Below are 21,337 nucleotides of genomic sequence, written 5' to 3' on the forward strand. Positions count from 1 at the left end.
GGCTAGATAACGTTGAACAATTGGCACAATACTTTTCCGACTCATATAAAATATTAATTATTCAGATATTTATGACTAAGCTAGCAATAGCGTCAAAAACTAGGCGCCGAGATATTGTCGACAGAAGAATTTACATTGTCACGTTTCTGTCATTTTTTATTCGGCATTGGTTAAAACTACTTGGCTATCAGCTCTGGTTCAGATTTGCGACAGATTCAAGCTGCGCAGAGGTAATAAATTCACCAAATGTTTCACACCAAATAATAACGGTCGTGTAGTTGTCTAAAGGCAAATCTTGAGGAAGAGTGACCATAAAACGGTCAAATGTTTTCACGTCACCCACATTAATCATTTGCGGCTTCAATCGATTGAAGTCAGCTTCCGTTTCAACAAATTTCGGAGAGAGGTACACTTTATAATCTGGGCCCGGAGCAAGCTCACCTTCAAAAGCCAAGGTGTCTTCCGTTAGCCAGATATCTCCTTGCCCCCAATGCAAAAAGTCACTGTCGATGCGATCTCGTTCAAAGACTCCACGATAGAGCAGCCCCTCAGAAGAATGAGAGATCACTGAGACATCAGGAGAAGTGGGTTGTATAAGAATAGGCAGCGCGTAAATACCGGCGGCAAAACCAGCCAAAACACATAAAGTGTGGCTTACAAGCAACAAAATCCATTTCATAGTTATATACCTAGCTTTAGCTAATACGACGTCATCGATAAATTTAGTCTATAAAGTTCGCTAAATCAGGGTATTAACCAAAACTCAGAGATTTCCTATATATTTTTCAGGTGAAGGTCACAAATCTGATTATTATATTGCGCTTCTTGATGCTTAAATTGAATATTCATCATTTAAACAAACGCAACTAATGGAAATATAAATGAAAAAAATTGGTGTTATGGAAGAGTGGTTTTATTTCAATGAACGTAGATTTACCAGCATTTGAAAAAGCAGAGGGATAGCCAGAAATGGAGTTGAATACGGAAGAAAGGTAAAAAGCCAGCCTTAGTACTTTCATCCTCGGCTGGCTTTATTGATTATTGTTTAGGTTGGATGGTTGGTTGCTCTATCAAACCTTCTTTGAATACGATGAAGGCTCGGCGGTTAAGGGCATTGGCCTCTTTGGAGCGCTTATTAATTGCCGGTTGTAGCTCACCAAACGATTTCACTTCCCACAAGAATTGCGATGGGTCGATTTTGGTTTTCAGATACTTCACCACTTCAGATGCTCGGCGCTGTGCCAACTTCTCGTTGTATGACAGCGAACCAATTTGGTCAGTATGACCCGCAACAAGAATACTGCCCTGTAAGCCTTGCAACTTATCAGTGAAGCTGTCTAATTTGGCTAAATCTTCCGGCTTCAGCTGTGACTTGTCGAAATCGAAGTGCGGTGTCATCGCCATGTAGATTTTGCGTTCCGGTTTTGGTGGCTCACAAAATGGCATTTCTTCATATTTTTGCGCTTCCTCGAACACCACAAAAGCACGGCGGTTTTCAGCACGATCCTGATCGGTTTTACCCAGCGCTAATGGTTGCGTTTCACCAAAATACTTCACTTCCCAGTCATAATGGTCTGGATTAAGTTTTTCTTTAAGGAAGCTCTCCACTGATTGAGCGCGGCGCAGTGACAAGGCTTCGTTGTATTCCAGTGAGCCTTTGTAATCGGTATGACCAACAATGGTAATTCGACCGCTTAAGCCTTCGATTTCATGCACGAAGGCATTCAAACTCGTCGCATCTACGTCTCGAATGTTGTACTTATCAAAAGCAAAGTGCTCTGCCACAGCAATGTGAATTTCTCGCTCTGGCGCTAAACATTCGCTGATTAAGAATTTCGATACGTCCAAGTCGGTAAACTTGTCTCGGTTCTCTTGGCTTACGTACGTATCGGTGGCGCAACCAGCGACAAGCAGCGTGCCGACTACCCCACCAAGAAGACGAAGGGTTGTTTTCATAAATTCCTCTCACTCATTCACGGATGGGGTTATAACTTACCAACCAAGTTGATGAATACGCCTTGTGCGTCGTAGTCATCATCGTTGGTTAAGTCGCTATCAAAGGCAGAGAAGTTGTAACCAATACCGACTTTGAAGTTGTTACCAATGTGCTTATTCACTGACACCAAGGCACCATGTTCCAACTCATCATTTAAGGTATCCGTTTTCCAGTGGTATTCACCGGTGACGTCCCACTCTTTCATTACTCGGTAAGAGGCGCTTAAGCCATACAGATCAATGTCACTTTTGATGATTTCGTTCTTACCGGATTCACGCGCAAAAACTTCTTCTTTGTCTTTATGTGCGTATTTCGCGCCGACATCCCAGTTTTCATCGATGCTGTAAATCGCTTCGACTTCGATGATTTGGCTGGTTTCATCTTGGTAATCCACATCACGGTCTAGTTGATCATAATCCGCAATGTAGGTATAACGGCTCAATAAGTTCAGACGGTCGTTGTAGATTGGACGGTATGCTAAGCCACCTGTTGCCTCGACAAAGCGCGCCATGGTCTCACCTGTGGTTTGACTCTCAGTAATCGAGTAGTTGTACTTACCAAACAAGGTGTGCTCTTCCGTTAAGCGATGCGTGTAACTGTTGGTCGTCACGATCTGCTCCAGCTCTCGCTGTGCGACATCAGGATCGTCTTCGTTCTTGTCGACACGGTATTCCAGTTTGTGACTCAAGTTGATGTCATCCAAATCGATTGACGCATTCAAGCTGACAGATTGTCGTTCAGTGATTTGGTTTTCATCGTCTTCGATTTCACCTTGTTGATAACCAATGCCCATTTCGACATCGTCCGTCACGTCGTAACCAAATCCGTAGGAGTCGATACGGCCGTGGCCATCGTTTTCATCGACAAATTGGTTCTCTTGGTAGAAATCCACACTTGAAGTCAGATCAGCACGTTGGCCGACAATCACGTTGTTTTCACCTTCGTAGTTATCATCTACGTAAGTGACATAAGTAGAGTGGTCGTCAGAGACATCATAGGTCACGGTCGCTTCGGCAATTTCACCACGGTCACCAGTGGTGTACTCACCGCCCAGTGATAAGTCTTCCAACACGCGGAACTCAGCCCCCACAGAAACGCTGTCGTTGTCGTCGTAGTCGTCCGATTGGTTCATGGTGGTTTGGCCTTTGACATACACGCTGTTATCACTATCCCACATGTAATCCAAACGTAAACCCGCCAAGGTTGCATTACTTTGCTCATCGGCTTGGTTGAGCTCATCTACCTGTTGGCCTGCTGCCGATAGCTTGATGTGCTGAGTCAGTTTGAATTGGGTTTCTAGCTCAATGGTCTCGGAATCTGTTTTCAGATTGCCATCCATGTCACGCTCTTCGTTAGCAGAAAAACGCGATAACACCGCAATACGGTCAGTGGCTTGCAGACGCAATTCCGCTCCATACGCTTCTTGCTCAAGATCGTCGCTGCTGCTTGCATAACTGTAACCCGCGTCTTTGTCTTTATACCAAAGTTTGACGTCGTTACCGACCGCACCGAAGATGCTTGGTGCCAAGTCATACAAGTTCGCAACTGCTGTCACTTGAATGCTGTCACCTTCGCGGTCTTCTAGACTGTCACCAATCGGCGTAAAGGTTAAACCACCATCGTACGAGACAAAGTTCGACTCGGTTTGTCGGCCTTCACTGTGTGCGAATTCCGCTTTAATGAACGTTCCTTCCGTTGCGCGAAGCGTCAAATCAGAGCCGTAAACTTGGTAGTTTTGGTTGTCTTTCTCTTCCGTCGCGTAGGTGACGCCAAGGCCGATGTAGTCATTCACCCAGCCTTTCACACGGCCGCCGTAAGACATCGCATCCAGTGAGTCAGAGCCTTGTGGTACGTATTCGTAGTCCACAACCAGATAGTTTTCGTAATCGTCGTTACCTTCAATTACGCTGCCGAAGCTGTCAGACATGATGTTGTCTAGCGGCTTGGTCAGGATAATTCGGCCTTGGTATGGGTCGAATTCATAGTCACGCCCCGGCTCTAGTGGCACTTCGTTTTGCGTTAAGCCGCTTTCATCCACGACCCTAACGTAAACCTTGTCACTGCCTGGTACGGCTTCTCCATGACGCAAGAAGTAAAGCGAGCCGCCAGTGCCAAGAAATTCATCGTGTGCATACAGAGAATCTGCTTCTGCTGCAAAACCAACGATGTTCAATCGGTCTTCACCGTACTGAGTGGTATCGCGAGTGCGGTAGTCCGCTTTAAAGCCATATAAGCTGCGGTTGTAATCGCTGGTTTCTGTGCCTGTGACACCCGTGTTGTAGTTACCCCACAAGTACTGCGACTTGTCGTATTCTACATTTAGGTAGACTTTGCCTTTGGTATTGACCACTTTCTCGATGTTTGAGCTGTCGCCATAGTTGCCGTAGTACAACTCGTCATCGTCTTCTAGAATGTCAAACACGTCTGAATCTTCCGATGCAAACGGGTGCTTAAACATGTCTTTCAGTTCACTTTCTTTGGTATCAAAGTGGGTAGTAATACGCAGCTTGTCACCAAACTTACCTTGGCCAAAGTACGCCAAACGACCTTGGTTATAGATGTCATTTTGGTATTGATCATCAACGCCAAGCGCTGCACTGTTGCCTGATACGTTGTTCTTACCGATGTACAAATCCGCCAAGCCGGTTTGTGCATAGTAAGTGTCGGGGATGCGCACGTGGAGTTGATAGCGGCGCTCATCGCCATTATCAAACACGACTTTGGTTGGGAATACATACGCGTCGGTAGGTAGGTACTGCTCTGCGTATAAGTTGCCATCTTCAACGTCGAATTCGTCTTCGCCAATGATGACTTTATCAACGCCTTTAAGGCCGGTACCAATAAACTTCGCTAGACCTGCGTCGGTCGGAATGTTGTGACGCATCAACTTAGCTTGGCCATAGCTGCGGCCTTTGCCTTCTTCGTCTTCGTTGTCGTTTCGGTCGATGTCCACTTCTGCATCCGGACGAACGAGATCCGTCACACCTACAGTAGTGACATCCATATTGCCGTCTTTGTCCCATGCTTTTAGTCGGAACAACAGCTGGCCGCCAACATCAAACTGGTAGTCTACATCTGTAGCACCGTCCCAGTTGATGTCAAAATCGTTGGCCAACTTATCGCCTTCTAGAACAGCAATCGGCTCGGACAAACCAAAGTCGCCCACACGATAAACTTCAAGTTGGTATTTTTTGATGTAGTAGCTGTAGTTAGTGGTAATGGTAAAACCAACGCTATCGCGCAACGTACCCTCTTCCACCTCCAGCTCATCACTGACGCTCACATCCAGCACTGGGTCAAATCGCGTGATGTCACGACTCGCCCAAATCGCGCCTTGGTCTAAATAAATACGCGATGCGTCGTCTTCTTGTTTTGGTGTTTCGACCGAGATATCAGTGGTCTCTGACTCGAGTTTTTCTAGCTTGCTGGTATCGGCTGCCATGCCCATCATCGGCATGGCAGAAATAATACAGGTAGCTAAACGAGACTTGCTAAATACTTTCATACAAATTCCAGATACTGCTCCAATGACTCACTACTCTTGCTCGGTGTCTTTCGCTTTGCGATGAACACTGAAGTTAAACTTCGTGAGCTTATTCGGGGTAATTCGCAACACTTTCGGGTTTTCGCTCACCACTTCCATCGAAGTCGGTAACGAGTCAGTGTCTAACTTCACTAGGAAGTTTTTCCCTTTCTTATTCAGCACCCATTGGTCGGGCACGTGGTAGCGTCCGTACTGGTCTGTATGAATGACGATGCCTTCCACCGTCATCAGCTTGACACCAGGTATCCCGTCTTCATAAACCCCTTTGTTCTCAATCACGATTTCCCACAAGTAGGCATCGCCATGTCGATAGAGGTTTCTTGTGACGTTAAGATTCTCTGCACTTAGGCCGTTCTTTTTGTCTGATTCATGAGCAAACTTGATTTGGCCTTGCGCATCAAATTCGATGCGTGAGCCACCGTCCGATGTGACGGTAAAATCAAAGCTCTCACGAGTACGTGTTTTGAATTGAATCGCGACAGATTTTGTTTCAGAGATGGTGCGGTTTATCGAGTGGCCCCAAAGATCACCCAACTCAACACCTTCTTGCACGGCTGAAATCACTTGACCATTGTCTTGCTCATCCTCAACCGACAGCTCTTTCCCATCGCGGACGACGATTGTAGAGCCAGCGATGTAGTCCTGTGTAGGCAAGTTGGCAATCAATTCCACATCAAATGCCGTCGCGTCTGCTTGGAAACCGTCTTTGTTGTGGTCTTCAAACACCTTACCGATGATGGATGAGGTATCGAATACCTTGTCCGGCTCTACGGTCACTTTGGCACTGTCTTCGTTCGACACCGCAAGGCCATCGACTTTCGATACCGCGGTGTTGATGTAGTCACCAAACGTTGCTCCAACGGAAACTCGCAGTAGATAACGAATACGTAGCTTCTCGCCCGGATCGAAGTTCAATGAAGTAAACAGCAACTTGCCTGTGTCTGATGGTTCGATCGTCAACACTCGGTCGTCTTCATTACCAAACTCACCATCTGGGCCACTCAACACCACTTCCGATGTATCAAGGATGTACTTGAAGCCGCCTGGGTAACGGTCTTCCACGGTGACGTTTTTGAAGTACGATTCGTTGTTGTTTTCTACAATGACTTCGTATTCCACGGCATCGCCCACTTGCGCGGTGTCTTGCAACGCAGCTTTTGTTAGCAGAAGTTCACCACTGTTATCTGGGATCTTCTTGATGTGCGTGGTCACGCTGTCACTGGTTTGTGTACCGTCAGTTTCTGTCGCGGTAAAAGTGTTGGTGATGTCGTCATCCAAGCCTTTACCTAGCGTGCCCACAACTTCAAAGGCGAACGCATTACGTTTTTTCGACTTCAGGTTGACCGTTAAGTCCAAATCTTCGCTTGCTGGGAAGGTGTGGCGATCAATCACGCTGCCGCTGTCGTCTACTTCGACACCTTCGATGGTCCAGTCGGTGAAGACTTTGTTGCCCGCTTCATTTTGCAGCTCACTGATTTCATCGGTTAGACGAACATTGGCTGCGTTACCATCACCTTGGTTTGTCACGGCTAAGTAGTAAGTCACGGAATCATCATCCGGTGTGTATTCCGGCTTATCAGAACGCTTCTCGACCACAAGCTCAGCAGGAACAGGCGGTAAATCCAACGCTGCGACTTGGTCTGCAGAACCTTGCACTGAGGTTGGCGACGGCATCATGCCTTTTGAGCGCGCCATTGCAGCCGGATTCCACGTCAGATCTAAGTAGTAACCGAGCACATCAATGTTAGTCAGCATGTCTTCATTGACGGTCAACGTGAAGGTGTAATCAATCTTACCGCCCGGTGCGATATCAACGATGGTGAACAGGTCTTTATCGTCTTCATAATCGCCCGGCTGAGTTTCAGCACCCTGCCAATCCGCCGTTAACGTCCAATCATCAAAGGCTTTGTCACGAGAACCATCGATGTAATCACCCATGGATTCACTGAACTGGGTATAGATAGCAACGTTCTTCGCAATACCGCGTCCAATGTTTTCAATCACTAGGTGATATTCCACTTTTTCACCCGGCACGTAATGTGGTGCGTCGGTGTAAAGCTCAGCTTGCACAACCGCACTCACACTCTGAACAGGAGGGCTGATCACATCACCACCATCGACTTGCGCGGTGTTTACAATGGCCCCAGTCGCTGAATCCACAACCGTCCCTTTAGCACGGAATACCACCTTACCTTTTGGTGCAATATCCACGCTGTATTCTGTTGGACTGACCGATTCGACATTGCTTCCTATGGTTTGTGATTCAACCTCAAGCGATGTTGAACCATCGACAAACGCAGGGCCTATCGTACCATCGTAATAACCAACTTGGATAGACGACATGTCATCCACCACACTCAAATCGGTGATGTAGTTATTCGAGGTGTTCTCGATAGTGATCAAGAACTCCAACTCTTCACCAGGCTCGTATTCGGTTTGAACGTTTGTTTTGGTGGCAACAAAATCGGAATCCATCGGTAGCATAATCGCCGTTGAATCTTGAGAAACACCGTTGTAAGTGACGGTTGCAGTGTTGCTGATCTCACCAATCGCTGTGGTACGGATCAGTGCTTTCACACGGAAGGTCACGGTACTCTCAGGCGCAATATCCATGGTTGCATTAATATCGTCGCTCAGCTCGAACGTTTTTGGTGTCACAACAGTGCGTTCATCCGATGCTTCGTACGTCACTTCCCACAACATAAACGCCGACTCTTTATTACCACTGGTGGTGTCAACATCGATGTCGCTGATGATGTCTTTCAGTTCAACACCAGAAGCAAACGCCAATGACGTGTTACTCACGGTAATGTCGTAGTTGATCAGCTTCGTCACTTCATAGGTTGGCGTGTCTACCGATTTGTCGATGGATACCGTCGCGAGGATCGGTGTACTGATTGCACTTTTTTCTGTTGTATTCCCTTCAAACGTTGTACTCGCGGTATTGGTGATGTCACCCGTCGCATTGGCTACCGTTGTCGCTTGAATGGTATAAACGATCGTATCTTCAGGAGCGATATCCAGCGTCTCTTTCAGATCTTCACCTGTTGTTGGTGCTGGAACTGGCGTTTCACCCGTTGTTGAGACCGCTGAAATCTGAATTGAACTTGGGTCAAACGCTTTTCCTGTGGTACCGCCAGCAAGCGTTGTTTCAATCGACTTCAATGTATCTTCAATTTCAACGGCTTCTGCCCAACCTAAGCCGTTGTTCTTAACCGTAACGGTATAAGTCAGCGTATCACCCGGTAGGTATTCAAGCTTGTCGACTTCTTTCGCCAACGTGACTTGTGCGTCTTCAGGCAAATACGTCGCTTCCGCTGTGTAATCTGTGCCATCACTGTCCACTTTCACTAGGTTAGTGATGTTGCCTTTGGCCTTGTCGTTAACGGTATTCGTTACAACGAAAGAGTAACTATCGCCAGGGTGGATACTGTAAGTCGCGCTGTAACCTTGATCGGTATCGATCACGTTTTTACGAGCGTTCAGCAAAGGATCGCCACTACCACCCAGTACTTCATCACTGATAACCCATTTACCCGTAAAGGCTTGTGCTTTGTCGGTACTGTTCGCCACATCGGTCATAATGGTATCAATGCGATCCACCAGCACTTGGTCGACCAAGTAACCTTCACCGACGTTAGTTAACGTGATTTTGTAAGCTACAGGCTGACCCGGTTGGTATTTCGCATCCGGTTCTGCAATAGGCGTAGTCTCTTTGGTCAATTCCAATTGGCCCGGTTTTGGTGTGATGTAGCCTTGCTCAAGTCGAGCAATCTTAGAATCATCAAGACCGTGTTTTAGGTATGCAGTGTTGGTGAATCGGCCAATCGCATCATCACGAACCTTGCCTTCCACGTGGATACGTAGAACGGTGTACTTATCTCCGCCGCCAGTGCCTACGTCATCACGACCAGCCATTTTGATCGCTTCTGATGGCAAATCGATATCTGGATTAACGGCGCCAACATAAGCATCCAGAGCAGAGAAGTCATTTGCCGTCGGGTCACTTGGAGCAGAGTTAAACAGCACTTCGTAATCAAGCGTCCACTCTTTAAGCGCCGTCTGCATTGAACCGTCAACCGTCTCGACTTCAAAACTACTAATAATGTCACGCAGTGAGAATAAACCGGAATCGACATCATCATTGGTAATATCGATGTAGTAGTTGATAGTGCCGCCTGGGACATATTCTGGAGTATCGGTCCACTTATCGATCAGGATTTTTGAACGCCCCGCCTCAAGCACAATGTCATTCGTGTCATTGCCATTCACTTGCGCCGTATTGGTAATCGAGCCCGTTGCTGAAGCAGAAACGGTCCCCTTCACGTCAAACACGATGTGTTCACCTGGGCGAAGGTCTACCGTGGCATTCAAAGGTACGTTGCCGTTGTAGTTACCTTGAACGTCGTAGGTTCCCGCAGGCTCAACAGCAATACCTGTGTTCCATTCAGTGAAGGCATCTACACCATCTTCGGTTTTAATATTGTTAATGGCGTCGATAACACGAACGTCATTAGCAATGCTGTCGCCCGTGTTTTCTAGGGTGACTTGATATTCCACATCACCGCGAGGAGCATAAGTACAGCCACTGCCATCACTAGAAGGAACCGAACAACTCGCGGAATCGCCATCGGTGTACTCTAACGTCTTGAAGTAGTTGATTTCTGAAGGCTTAGGTGGAATAGGTTCAGACGAATCCGACTCACCATCGGCGGTCACTCGGTTCGCTTCAATCTCACCCAGCGCGTCGTCTCTTACTGTACCTATCAGGTTAAAGGTCAACGCTTCGCCGGCTGCAATATCCACTTCGATGTCGAGATTACCCGCTACGCTGTAACCCGGAACATAGGTATCAATATTCGCGTCAATACCATTACTCACCGTGTGACTGATATCACCAGAGGCATACGCCGGTTTGGTTGTACCGCCAATAACTTCAACGCCAATATCGGTCACCGTATCTTGAATACGCACATCGTTCGCCCACCCATTTTCTGGGTTAGTAACCACGAACTCGTACTCTACTTCGTCACCCGGAATGTAAGTATCTCCTGAGGTGAAAGGCGTACCATTAATAGACACGACGCGTTTTTCCACATTGATGTTGTTCGCCAAAGGCAGCAACAGCGCCGTACGATTTTTGCCATCGTAGTTCGCGGTGTTTTGAATATCACCTAACGCATCTTCACGGATGGTGCCATGGACGGTGAACGTCAATGACTCCTGAGGTGCGATAATAATGTCATTGTCGATATCAATACGAGAACCGTCGACAAAGCCAACAGCCTCGGTAATCGAGTCTGGTGCAGCGTCTTTGACTAGACTTACTTCCCAGCCAGCAATAAAAGGTTCACCAACCGGATCGTTACCCGCCGTCAAATTATCTTCCGCAATACGGGTTTGAATCGCAGAGATGGTGTCTTTTAGCTGAGAGCCATACTCGGTACCATAGCCGTTGTTTTTCAGCTGAATACGGTAGTAAACCTCACTCTCACCCGATGCTTGCGAGTAGGTGGTCTTCTCCGCACTGAACCCTGCATCATAGAAGGCTTTCTTATTGAAGCTAATTTCCGGATCAGCCATTGACGCAGGAGGTGACACTGCAATTAGCTTGTTGCCATCATCCTCATCAATAAACGCTCGGTTAGTAAACGAACCTACCGCTTTTGGACTGATCTTCGCTAGAATCACATAGCTAACGTGAGGCGTGGTTAAGAAACCACCGAAGTCTTTAGCTGCAATATCGACGTGAGTATTGATAGGATCTGTAATCGGAGTGCCTGTGACAATGGCACCATCTACATCTGGGTCAGAGATACCTGAATTATCGGTCTCTGTCGTGATCGTCCACTCAACAAATGCGGGACCTCGACTACCGTCATAGTAGTCCGTCATAATTTCATCAATGTCGTCACGTAGGCTCATATTATCGACATGAGCCTCGGCTATGTTATCTATCCGAATCTCATACTCAACATATCCCCCCGGCATGTAGTGAGTTGCGCCAGTAAGTTTATTTCCATCTACATCATAGAAAGCGAGAATATTTTTCTCGTACTCAACTTTGTTTACAGTCTGCTTAATACTGTGAGCAATGCTGTCACCATCAACTCTTAGCAAGTTGACGATTTCGCCTTGAGCTTTGTCATTGATTGTCGCAACCACTTCATACTCTAACGTAGCTCCCATTGGGATATCGGCTAGAACATCAAGGTTGCTATCAGTAGATGTGTAGACATTACCAGCACCTGCACCAGCGTCGACATACTCTTTATTGTCACCGGTCGCCTTTGAGGTAATCTCCCAAGTAACGTACGCATCACCTGTACCGCCATCAACGAGATCGACTGTGATGTCCTCAAGATTATCGACAATTGGAATATCATCGGCATTGGCTTTACCGTCGTTCTCGATGATCAAACGATACGTGACCGTTTTACCCGGCTCGTAAACCGTTTCATCAGTGATTTTGTCAAAATTCAGGTGATAATCATTCGGAATAACAATGGTGCCACGATAGCTAATATCGCCAACCGCATCGGGACGAATCATCCCTTTGACGGTGTACGTAACATCTTCTCCTTCATCAATATCAATCGTAGTCACAATGTCACTGTTGTTGGCGACCGTACCGTCTTTAGTACCATCTGTAGTGCCCGCATTCGCAAGATCACTTTTCTCGACGCTTACGCTGAACTGATTGGTCTTTGTCGTAGGATCATAGAACGGGTTGCCCGTTGAGCCATCTTGCAATTGAACTGAAATACCATTAATCAATTCATTCACATCAACGTTATTGCGGTAGCCTTTACCGTCTTGTGATGTGTACTTGAAGGTATAGATCAGCTCATCACCAGGAGAGTAACGGTTGATGTTCGTAGTACGGAAAACATCACCATTGTTATAAACCTGATGGTTTTCAGCAATGGCACGTTTAAAATACTCACAATCCGTATCGCATCCAGCTTCACGCATATCTATAAGTAACGCTTCGTTACGAATGACATCAAGGTTACCAGCTTCAACCCCATTTGATACTGCATTGTCTTTGACCAAAGCTTTGATCTTTATCGTTTTCAACTCATCAGGCTCGAGAGATAAAGAAATTCTTACGTCACTGGTAGACTCACTTCCATAACCACTACCGGTATCTACCAACCAGTGCTCAAACGCAGTTTGATTTGGCTCATCTTCCACAACGCCCGTTTTTTCATTGGCAAGCGTTGTCATGACCTTTGTTAGTTCGTCTCTTAGCTCTACTTCTGCGAAGTTTTCGCCATCGTTATTCTTTACTAAAATGGTGTATTCAAGATATTCACCCGGCGTATAACGAACTACATTGGTCGCTTTAGTAATAGAAACATTGATATCAAAAAGACTGTCACTATTATCAATTTGTGCAGAAGAGCTATGGTCACGGTCCGTTAATGGATCATAAACATCAACACGGTTGGAAACCTGATCGTGTGCGTAATCACTCTTGACGATACCGGAAACTTCATAATGCACCCATCCTCCCGGTGTGATATCAACGTCGGTATCAATATTTTCGTTATCTGCAACATCACCGTAACGTGAACCAGGCTCATCGGTATTTGTCGAACCTATAACTGACCAACTAGAAAAGAAGTTTAATGCTTCAATGTCATCTTTAACGGTTGCATCGTTGGCATAACCGGTACCACGGTTGTAGATGTAGATATCGAATGTCGCTCGCTCACCAACAATGAAATTGGTGTTATGAGCCGTTTTCGCCACAACAAGGTTAGGCTCATGCGGATGCGTCGTGACTGAATCCGATAAATTGATGTTGTCTTCTGCGTCAGTCGACTTGACGGTTGCTGTGTTAGAGAAAGATCCCCACAGGATCTCAGTATCAACACTGCGATCAAGAGTACCAACAATGGTATATTTGATGGTTACACCCGGTGGGATTTGAGCAATAACATCAAGATCGTTGTTATCAGAAAAGTCTCCGGCGTCAGCTGCGACTTTTAACCAAGGCGAATCCGCCTCGATATCTGCTGAAATAGTCCACGAGGTGAAGACTTTCTTCATAGCACCAGGAGGCTCCAGCAGTTCTGCCTCTATTGCGCTGATGTCGTCTTTAATTTCGATATTGGAAGCAAAACCATTGCCTTCAGGGTTAGTCACACTGATGGTATAAGTCACTTCATTAGTCGTGTTGGTGTACCAGTTTTGTTCATCATTCCCATCTACGCGCTTATCCAACACTAGGTAGTAATCACGAGGGTAAGAGCCTCGATCAGAATAAAGCTTGCCATCCACTTCAACTTCATTGCGGATTTCATCATCCGCAATTGGGTTGACTACCGCAGCAATCGAATAAATGATGGTTTCTTTAGGAGCAACCGTCGCATTTACATCTAAGATGTTTTTGTTGCTTTGGTTACCATTGATCTCACCTGTAAACCCAGGTTCACTAATGGTGGAAACCGTACCATCCTCGGCATAAGCGACTGCGGTTACAACCCAACTAACGTACGCTTGAGTTGATGAGCCATTAATAGACGTCGTTGTTACTGAAGCCAGATCATCATAAACTGGGACATCGATCGCGTAACCTTCACCGCTGTTTTCTACTGTGATGGTGTAGTTTAGAGTGCTACCAGACGAGTAGTAACGAGAGTCCACTTCTTTTTGGACTTTCAAATTAGAGTTTGGCATTTGAACACCAGAACCGATTTCGCTTAGGTTATCGCCCAAACAAAGACCTGCATCTGTGCCGTCATCAACAATTTGGCCAACGCTGTCGTCCGCCACTCTTGCCGTCAGCTTATAACGAACATAACCTTCTGGAGCTAAATCGACTTTTAGATCGATGTCATTGGTAGTCCAAGCGCCATAGTTGAATGAACCATAGTTAGAGCCTTCACCACGGCTATCCGCGACTTCAAGTTTCCACTCCGAGAACGCAGAACCAGACGAACCATCAACTTGGTCAGTCACGTTACATGCAAACCTGTCTAATACGGTTATATCGTTGGCAAAGTATTTCGAGTCCGCATTCGAAATCTCGATGTCGTAAACCACTTCATTCTCACCAGGAACACCAGGCACATATGTAGTGTCAGAAGTATTCTTGAAACGTGAAATTTTACCTGAAGAGGAATCCAACACCTCTTCAGTATTCAAAGTATTTGTTAACTGATCGGCAGAGTCTGAGGTTCCGCCATCATTCAAAACACGGGCAATAACTTGTGGGATCTGACCGATAGCAACAGGGCTGGCATGCACAACGACGGAGTAAAGGATTTGTTCCCCAGGGTAAATAGAGATTTTATCATTCAGTGACTTATTCGTTTCTTTGCCTGACACATCGAGCTCTGAAGTGCTGTTTGCACCGATACTAATAACTTCGTTCGTCCACAACGAGTAAGGGTTACCAGTCGTATCATCGGCATTTTTATCATTAGTGATCTCATGACCTAATTCGGACTCAACCTCCTCCATCAACTGCTGAACGGTATAGCCATAAGCAATACCAGCACCTGATGCATTTTGGACTGTTATGGTGTACGAAAAGTCTTCGCCAACTAAGTAATCGTCGCTTTTGTTAAGTGTATGCGTAAGGGTTACATCCGCACTTTTTGGCGGCGTTGTCGTTGTTGTGGCGGCTTTAGAATCATCACGCGTTTCTGCTTTTGCGCTGTCGTTAATAATATCGCCAACTAATGTCGGGACAACTTGTCCTCGGATGGTATAAATCACTGAACCACCAACCGCGATAGATACATCCTTCGCATCCAAGTTGCCGCTTGTTGAGAACGTCCCCGCATTACTCCCTGAACCCGAAGTAGAAGAACTGTTTGAGACAGACGTAAAGGCTGAAATCATTGCACCATTGATGTCTTCGGCCTCAATATCTGCTACAAGGTCGGTAACCGTCATACCTTGGATTTTTGCAGAGCCTGTGTTCGATACTTTTAGGGTGTAAACCAGAGCCTGCCCTGCGCCATATTTATCAACCGACGCAGAAAGATCGATGCTGTGCTCATACACCACTCTCTGGTGGGTAGTAGTGTTTGAGTCTTCTCGCGAAAGCGCACCAGAGCGAACATTGGCAACGTTGTTAATATCACCCGCCGCCTGCTCAGAAACGGTTGCTTTGATGGTGTAGGACACCGTGCCGTTGTTTCGAATGTTTACGTTGGTCGCGGCGAGATTTCCATTTCTGTCGTAGTCACCAGCAGAAGATAGAAAAGAAGCGGACGCGGAGATCTCTGCGCTTTCAAATGCATTCACTGAACCGCCGGAATCACCGGAAGTCATGATGTTCATGATCTCATCATTGACCTCTAACCCGGAAAGTGTGGAACCAGAGGTGTTGGTTAAGGTCAATGTATATTCAATCTGGCTGCCGTTATCGTATTGGCCACTTACCGGTGACAATTGGACATCAAGCCCGGCTATATCCGCTTTCGCAGGCATAGCAATCAATACCATTAGGAACGACAAAAACGCACCACCTAAGGAGCGAATCAAACGACTAAAATCTTTCGACATACTTACTTCTACTTTCCAAATCAGCTAGTTAAGAAAAACCAGGATTAATCAAGGCGAATTAATCAGCAGAAAAGTTTAGCGAAGCGAATGTGATTACAGTCGGCATCTTTCGAGCGAAGAGTTTTTTAAATGCCTATTACGACCATGAAGAAAAACAATATGTAAGGCAGGATTTAAGGGGGGTAGCATTCAAAGCATTGATATATCGCTACAACTCGCCAAATCAGAACCAATGATTTTATAACTCTTTAGTTGATAAAAACTTATAAAATCGGTCAATAAGGAATCAATTTAAATCAGAAAGGGAAATTTTTGTTGACATGAAAGACTAGGAACGCGCTATTGCAGAACATTCCTAGTCGATAGAGATGGGGCTTTCTTAATCTAGAAAACTGTCTTGGTAAATCATTTTTTTACTCATTCCACCATCAACGACCAAGTTATGGCCGTTAACGAAGTCATTCTCTGGGTGCGTTAAAAAAAGACACGCATTAACAATATCTTTGGCTTTCCCGACTCGACCTGATGGATGCTGCTGATGGTCAAAGTTATCAAGCTCACCATACCCTTCAACCTGAATCCAACCGGGGCTAACCGCGTTGACGGTAATTGGTGTATCTGACAACGAAATGGCCATCGATTGTGTCATAGAGACCACACCACCTTTAGATGCGCCGTAAGCATCCCAACCAGATTCATTTTGATTCCAGCGCGTAGAGGCAATATTGATGATTCGTCCATAAGGCTGAGCATGATTCAATGCGATAAATCGTCGGGAACAAGCAAACGCGCCTTTGAGGTTGACATCAATCACACGTGAAAACTCTTCAAAAGTCAGCTGCTGAATGGGTTTGTTAAAGTTGGCGATCGCACCATTGTTAATGAGAACATCGACTTTGCCGTACTTTCTTTGGATCTCATCAAAAGCCTGTTCAATCTGCTCTGGTCGCCCTAAATCAACGAGGTAAAAATCCATACCTGGACTCTTATTGGGCGCAATGTCTAGCACGATAACTTTTGCTTGTTGCTCAAGGTAGGCAAGAGCAAGGTGTTGACCGATACCTTGACTACCGCCAGTAATCACGACCACTTTATCTTTATACATACAGAGTTCTTAATTGTTTTTAATAACCCCAATTTTAGAGCCCCAACGCATAAAAAAATAGGCACGATTCTCGCAAAATCATGCCTAAAGAGTGCTGAGTCAACAGCCGCTATTGTTGTTATTCGTTATCCAAAATCACCAGAGATGTATCGCTTAGTACGATCATTATCTGGGCGGTGGAAAATTTTATCGGTCGTGCCATATTCTTCTAACTTACCGAGGTACATAAAACCGGTGTAATCAGAGATACGCATCGCTTGCTGCATGTTATGCGTAACGATAACAATGGTGTATTTCTCACGCAGTTCAGTAATCAAGGTTTCAATCGCTGCAGTCGCAATTGGGTCAAGCGCAGAAGTGGGTTCATCCATCAAGATTACTTCCGGCTCTAGAGCGATCGTACGAGCGATACATAAACGCTGCTGCTGACCACCCGACAAGCCATTTGCATCGGCATCCAACTTGTCTTTCACCTCTTCCCACAAATGCGCGCGTTTTAATGCAGATTCAACACGATCTTTGATTTCTGCTTTGCTAAACGTACCTTGGATTTTTAGACCAAACGCCATGTTCTCGTATATCGACATTGGGAATGGTGTCGGTTTTTGGAAGACCATACCGACTTTAGAACGTAACTCGTTAACATCGGTGTTGTTAAAGATGCTTTCGCCATCCAACAGGATTTCACCTTCCGCATACTGATGACCGTACAAATCGTAAATTCGGTTCAAGGTACGAAGAAGCGTGGATTTACCACAACCCGATGGGCCAATAAGTGCCGTCACTCGGTTTTTGTAAATCGGCATGGATACCGATTTCAGTGCTGCATCTGCGCCTTTGTTGTAGTAAAAATTTAAATTTTGAATATCCATACGATGAGTCAGATTTGCTGTCACATCGTTGGTATTAATGCTGTCTACCAAAGTGCTCATAGTAGGTCCGTTCATGTTGTTTGTAGTGACTGGGTTTAAAGTTGCCGTGTTCATGCTCTTCTCGCTTTAAATAGCTGCGGCAACGAAGTCGCCAGTACGTTAACAATCAAAATAAAGGTCGTGATAATCAGTGCACCAGCCCATGCTAGCTCCTGCCACGATGTGTATGGACTCATCGCAAACTGGTAAATCGTTACTGGCAAGTTTGCCATCGGTTGGCTCATGTCCGTGGTCATAAAACTGCTGTTTAGCGAGGTAAACAACAAGGGTGCTGTTTCACCCGAGATACGTGCGATAGACAATAGAATCGCGGTAATAATACCCGGTGCCGCAGCTCGGTAGCTCAGTTGAGTTATCACGCGCCATTTAGGGGCACCTACGCCACTGCCCGCTTCTTTGAGTGTTGGTGGAACAAGACGAAGCATCTCTTCTGTTGAAGCAACAATCACTGGCAATGCAAGTACCGCGAGTGCAATTGCCCCCGCCCAACCCGAGTAACCACCAGTTGGAACCACAATCAAAGCGTAAACAAACAGACCGACGAGAATCGATGGTGCGCTCATTAGCATGCCGTTAAGGAAGCGCAAAGACTCAGCAATCTTGTTGTCTTTACCTGCCTCAGCAAGCCAAGTACCAGCCAGAACACCAATCGGTGCTGCGATTAAAATGCCCAAACCAGTCAGCATCAAGCTACCAATTAGTGCGTTTTTCAAACCACCTTGGCTGCCAGGACCTGGCGTCAGTTCAGTGAAGGTAGCCAAACTCAAGCCCTTCACACCTTCACCGACAAGCGTGTACAAAATACTGGCAAGAACAAAGACACCGAATGCGGCTGACAAAGAACAAAACGCTAAGAAACTAAAGTTCTTTAATTTTCTAGTATTCATGATGACTTCCTTAGTAAACGTCGAGCAAAGCCCATCACGAAGAAAGTGATAATAAAGAGCACGACGCCAAGTCCAATCAGTGAAGCGATATGAATTGGGTCAGTCGCTTCATTAAATTGCTGAGCAATCGTCGATGAAATTGAGCTCGCTGGCATAAAGAATGAAAACTCTATACGACTCGCACCACCGATAACAAAAGCCACCGCCATTGTTTCGCCAAGTGCTCGCCCTAGGCCAAGGATGCCAGCACTCACTGTTGCATTTTTCACTTTTGGGATAAGAACTTTGGTGATCACCTCAAATGGTGTCGCACCTGTTCCATACGCCGCTTCACGAAGAACATCAGGAACCGACTTAAGTGCGTCACGCGTCAATGACGTCATGATTGGCAGAATCATAAATGAAAGGATAATGCCCGCCGCTAACAAACCGATACCAATCGGTGGCCCATTAAACCAGCGACCGATCAAAGGAATATCAACTAAATGCATGCCTGCCCACATTTGGAATCCTTCAGAGAACCATGGAACAAAGACAAACAATCCCCACATACCATAGATAATGCTTGGTACGGCAGCGAGTAGCTCAATAGCCTTACTCACTGGCTGACTTAACCATTTAGGTGCTAGTTCAGCGAGGAACACTGCCGTACCTAACGCGATAGGTGCAGCAATAACAATAGCGATGAAAGAAGTAACAAGTGTGCCGTAAATTGCAGAGGCAGCACCAAATTGACCATTAATAGGATCCCAAATATCTCTAAATACAAAGCCAGGGCCAAATTCTTTAAAAGCAGGCCACCCACCTTCAATGAGTGATAATAAAATACCAATTAGAGTCACAAAGATTAATAAAGCACTCGCGAAACTCAATTTATTAAAAACCGAATCACCATTTACTTTATTTTTAATAGCTAATGTAGTCATAATATTTTATTCAGTTGTCTGGAGAATATATTCCCCAGACAACTTAATGAATTATTGAATAATCGCTTGGCCGTTTGATTTCAAACCATTTTTCCAAGTTTCGTTAACCATGTTAACTACCTTGCTTGGCATTGGGATGTAATCTAGCTCTTCCGCAAGCTCACCTTGCTCATAGCTCCACTCGAAGAACTTCACGATTTCTTTTGCTTTGTTCGCATCCGATTGGTCTGTGTGCATTAGGATGAACGTAGCAGCCGTCATTGGCCAAGAATCAGCACCTGGCTGGTCGTTCAGTAGCAGGTGGTAACCTGGTGCATTTTCCCAATCAGCGTTAGCTGCAGCAGATTGGAAAGTGTCCATGCTTGGATTTAGGAACTTGCCTTCTTTAGATTGCATTTGTGTGTAAGCAAGGTCGTTTTGCTTAGCAAATGCGTATTCCACATAACCGATCGCTCCGCGAGTTCGGTTTACGAAGTTTGCGACACCTGCGTTACCGTTCCCGCCAATTGTTGTTGCTTTCTTTGGCCATGTGATGTCTTTACCAACACCAATAGATTCATGCCATTCAGGGCTTACGCGGTCTAGGTAATCAGTAAAGTTGTAAGTCGTACCAGAACCGTCCGAACGGTGCACTACGTAGATAGGTTGATTTGGTAACTCCACGCCTTCGTTTAGCGCTGCAATCGCCGAGTCATTCCAATTCTTGATGTTGCCTAGGTAGATGTCAGCAAGCACTTTACCTGTTAGCTTGACTTCACCAGCATCGATGCCAGGGATATTTACTACAGGAACAATTGCACCCATCACCATTGGGAACTGAATCATGCCCTCTTTGTTCAACTCTTCAATGGTCAACGGCGCATCTGTCGCACCAAAGTCTACTGTGTTTGCTGTGATCTGACGGATACCGCCGCCAGAACCAATCGCTTGGTAGTTAATCTGAACGCCCGTTTCCTTTTGGTATTGCTCAGCCCACTTCGCATAAATTGGATGAGGGAATGTCGCACCAGCACCATTGATCGTTGTTTTGGCAGCAACGCCAAATGATGCTGCAACCAGAACTGAAGACACTAGAGCTGATTTCATGAATTTCACAATATATCTCCGATATAATTTAGCGATTAAGTTGGGCTAATAAAAAAGCAACATTTAATTAGCCCAGATTAGTTTTAGTGTTCAAGTAAAACTAGGTATTGAAATAAATCCAACAATCAATCGGTGCTCACCAATCGACGGGTGCAGATTAGAAATTCAATATGACAGTTTTATTAAACACCGAGACTAAACCACACAATGTGAACAACAATTATCTCGGAATAATTAATTAAGATAAGAAAACTTCACAAGACTTTTATAAAGTAAGTGAAGATGTAAAAGGATATGTATGCAATGCGCCATAATAAGATTGCAAATATTAAAT

Annotated in this window: 9 protein-coding genes; all 9 read right to left on the minus strand. The window is 45.6% G+C overall.

Going from position 1 to position 21,337, the window contains the following annotated elements:
* Nucleotides 1-187: 187 nt before the first annotated feature.
* The 9 genes from BCT11_RS09445 to pstS all read right to left on the minus strand — a co-directional run bounded on the left by BCT11_RS09445 (nt 188) and on the right by pstS (nt 21,003).
* A complete protein-coding gene (locus BCT11_RS09445) occupies nt 188-679 on the minus strand; it encodes a DM13 domain-containing protein (protein ID WP_038870374.1) in 492 nt (163 codons plus the stop codon).
* Nucleotides 680-1,038: 359 nt separating this feature from the next.
* Nucleotides 1,039-1,956: an OmpA family protein gene (locus BCT11_RS09450; protein WP_102388211.1), complete on the minus strand. Its 918-nt coding sequence runs from the start codon at nt 1,954-1,956 to the stop codon at nt 1,039-1,041.
* A gap of 29 nt (nt 1,957-1,985) precedes the next feature.
* On the minus strand, nt 1,986-5,501 hold the full coding sequence (locus BCT11_RS09455; protein ID WP_102388212.1) for a hypothetical protein: 3,516 nt from the start codon (nt 5,499-5,501) through the stop codon (nt 1,986-1,988).
* Nucleotides 5,502-5,531: 30 nt separating this feature from the next.
* Entirely contained in the window at nt 5,532-16,067 is a 10,536-nt protein-coding gene (locus tag BCT11_RS09460; RefSeq protein ID WP_102388213.1) for a DUF11 domain-containing protein, read from the minus strand.
* Between the two features lie 379 nt (nt 16,068-16,446).
* Complete coding sequence (locus BCT11_RS09465) at nt 16,447-17,172, minus strand: SDR family oxidoreductase (protein WP_042605873.1); 726 nt, start codon at nt 17,170-17,172, stop codon at nt 16,447-16,449.
* A gap of 125 nt (nt 17,173-17,297) precedes the next feature.
* On the minus strand, nt 17,298-18,158 hold the full coding sequence (gene pstB / locus BCT11_RS09470) for a phosphate ABC transporter ATP-binding protein PstB (protein WP_020197149.1): 861 nt from the start codon (nt 18,156-18,158) through the stop codon (nt 17,298-17,300).
* Nucleotides 18,155-18,991: a phosphate ABC transporter permease PstA gene (gene pstA, locus BCT11_RS09475; RefSeq protein ID WP_042605874.1), complete on the minus strand. Its 837-nt coding sequence runs from the start codon at nt 18,989-18,991 to the stop codon at nt 18,155-18,157. Before pstA ends, pstB begins: the two co-directional genes overlap by 4 nt.
* Entirely contained in the window at nt 18,988-19,917 is a 930-nt protein-coding gene (pstC, locus tag BCT11_RS09480; protein ID WP_038881017.1) for a phosphate ABC transporter permease subunit PstC, read from the minus strand. The genes pstA and pstC overlap by 4 nt, the downstream gene beginning before the upstream one ends.
* Nucleotides 19,918-19,968: 51 nt before the next feature.
* Complete coding sequence (gene pstS, locus BCT11_RS09485) at nt 19,969-21,003, minus strand: phosphate ABC transporter substrate-binding protein PstS (protein WP_042605886.1); 1,035 nt, start codon at nt 21,001-21,003, stop codon at nt 19,969-19,971.
* Nucleotides 21,004-21,337: the final 334 nt, after the last annotated feature.

It is taken from the genome of Vibrio sp. 10N.222.52.B12 (assembly GCF_002875385.1).
Taxonomy (GTDB): Bacteria; Pseudomonadota; Gammaproteobacteria; order Enterobacterales; family Vibrionaceae; genus Vibrio; species Vibrio jasicida.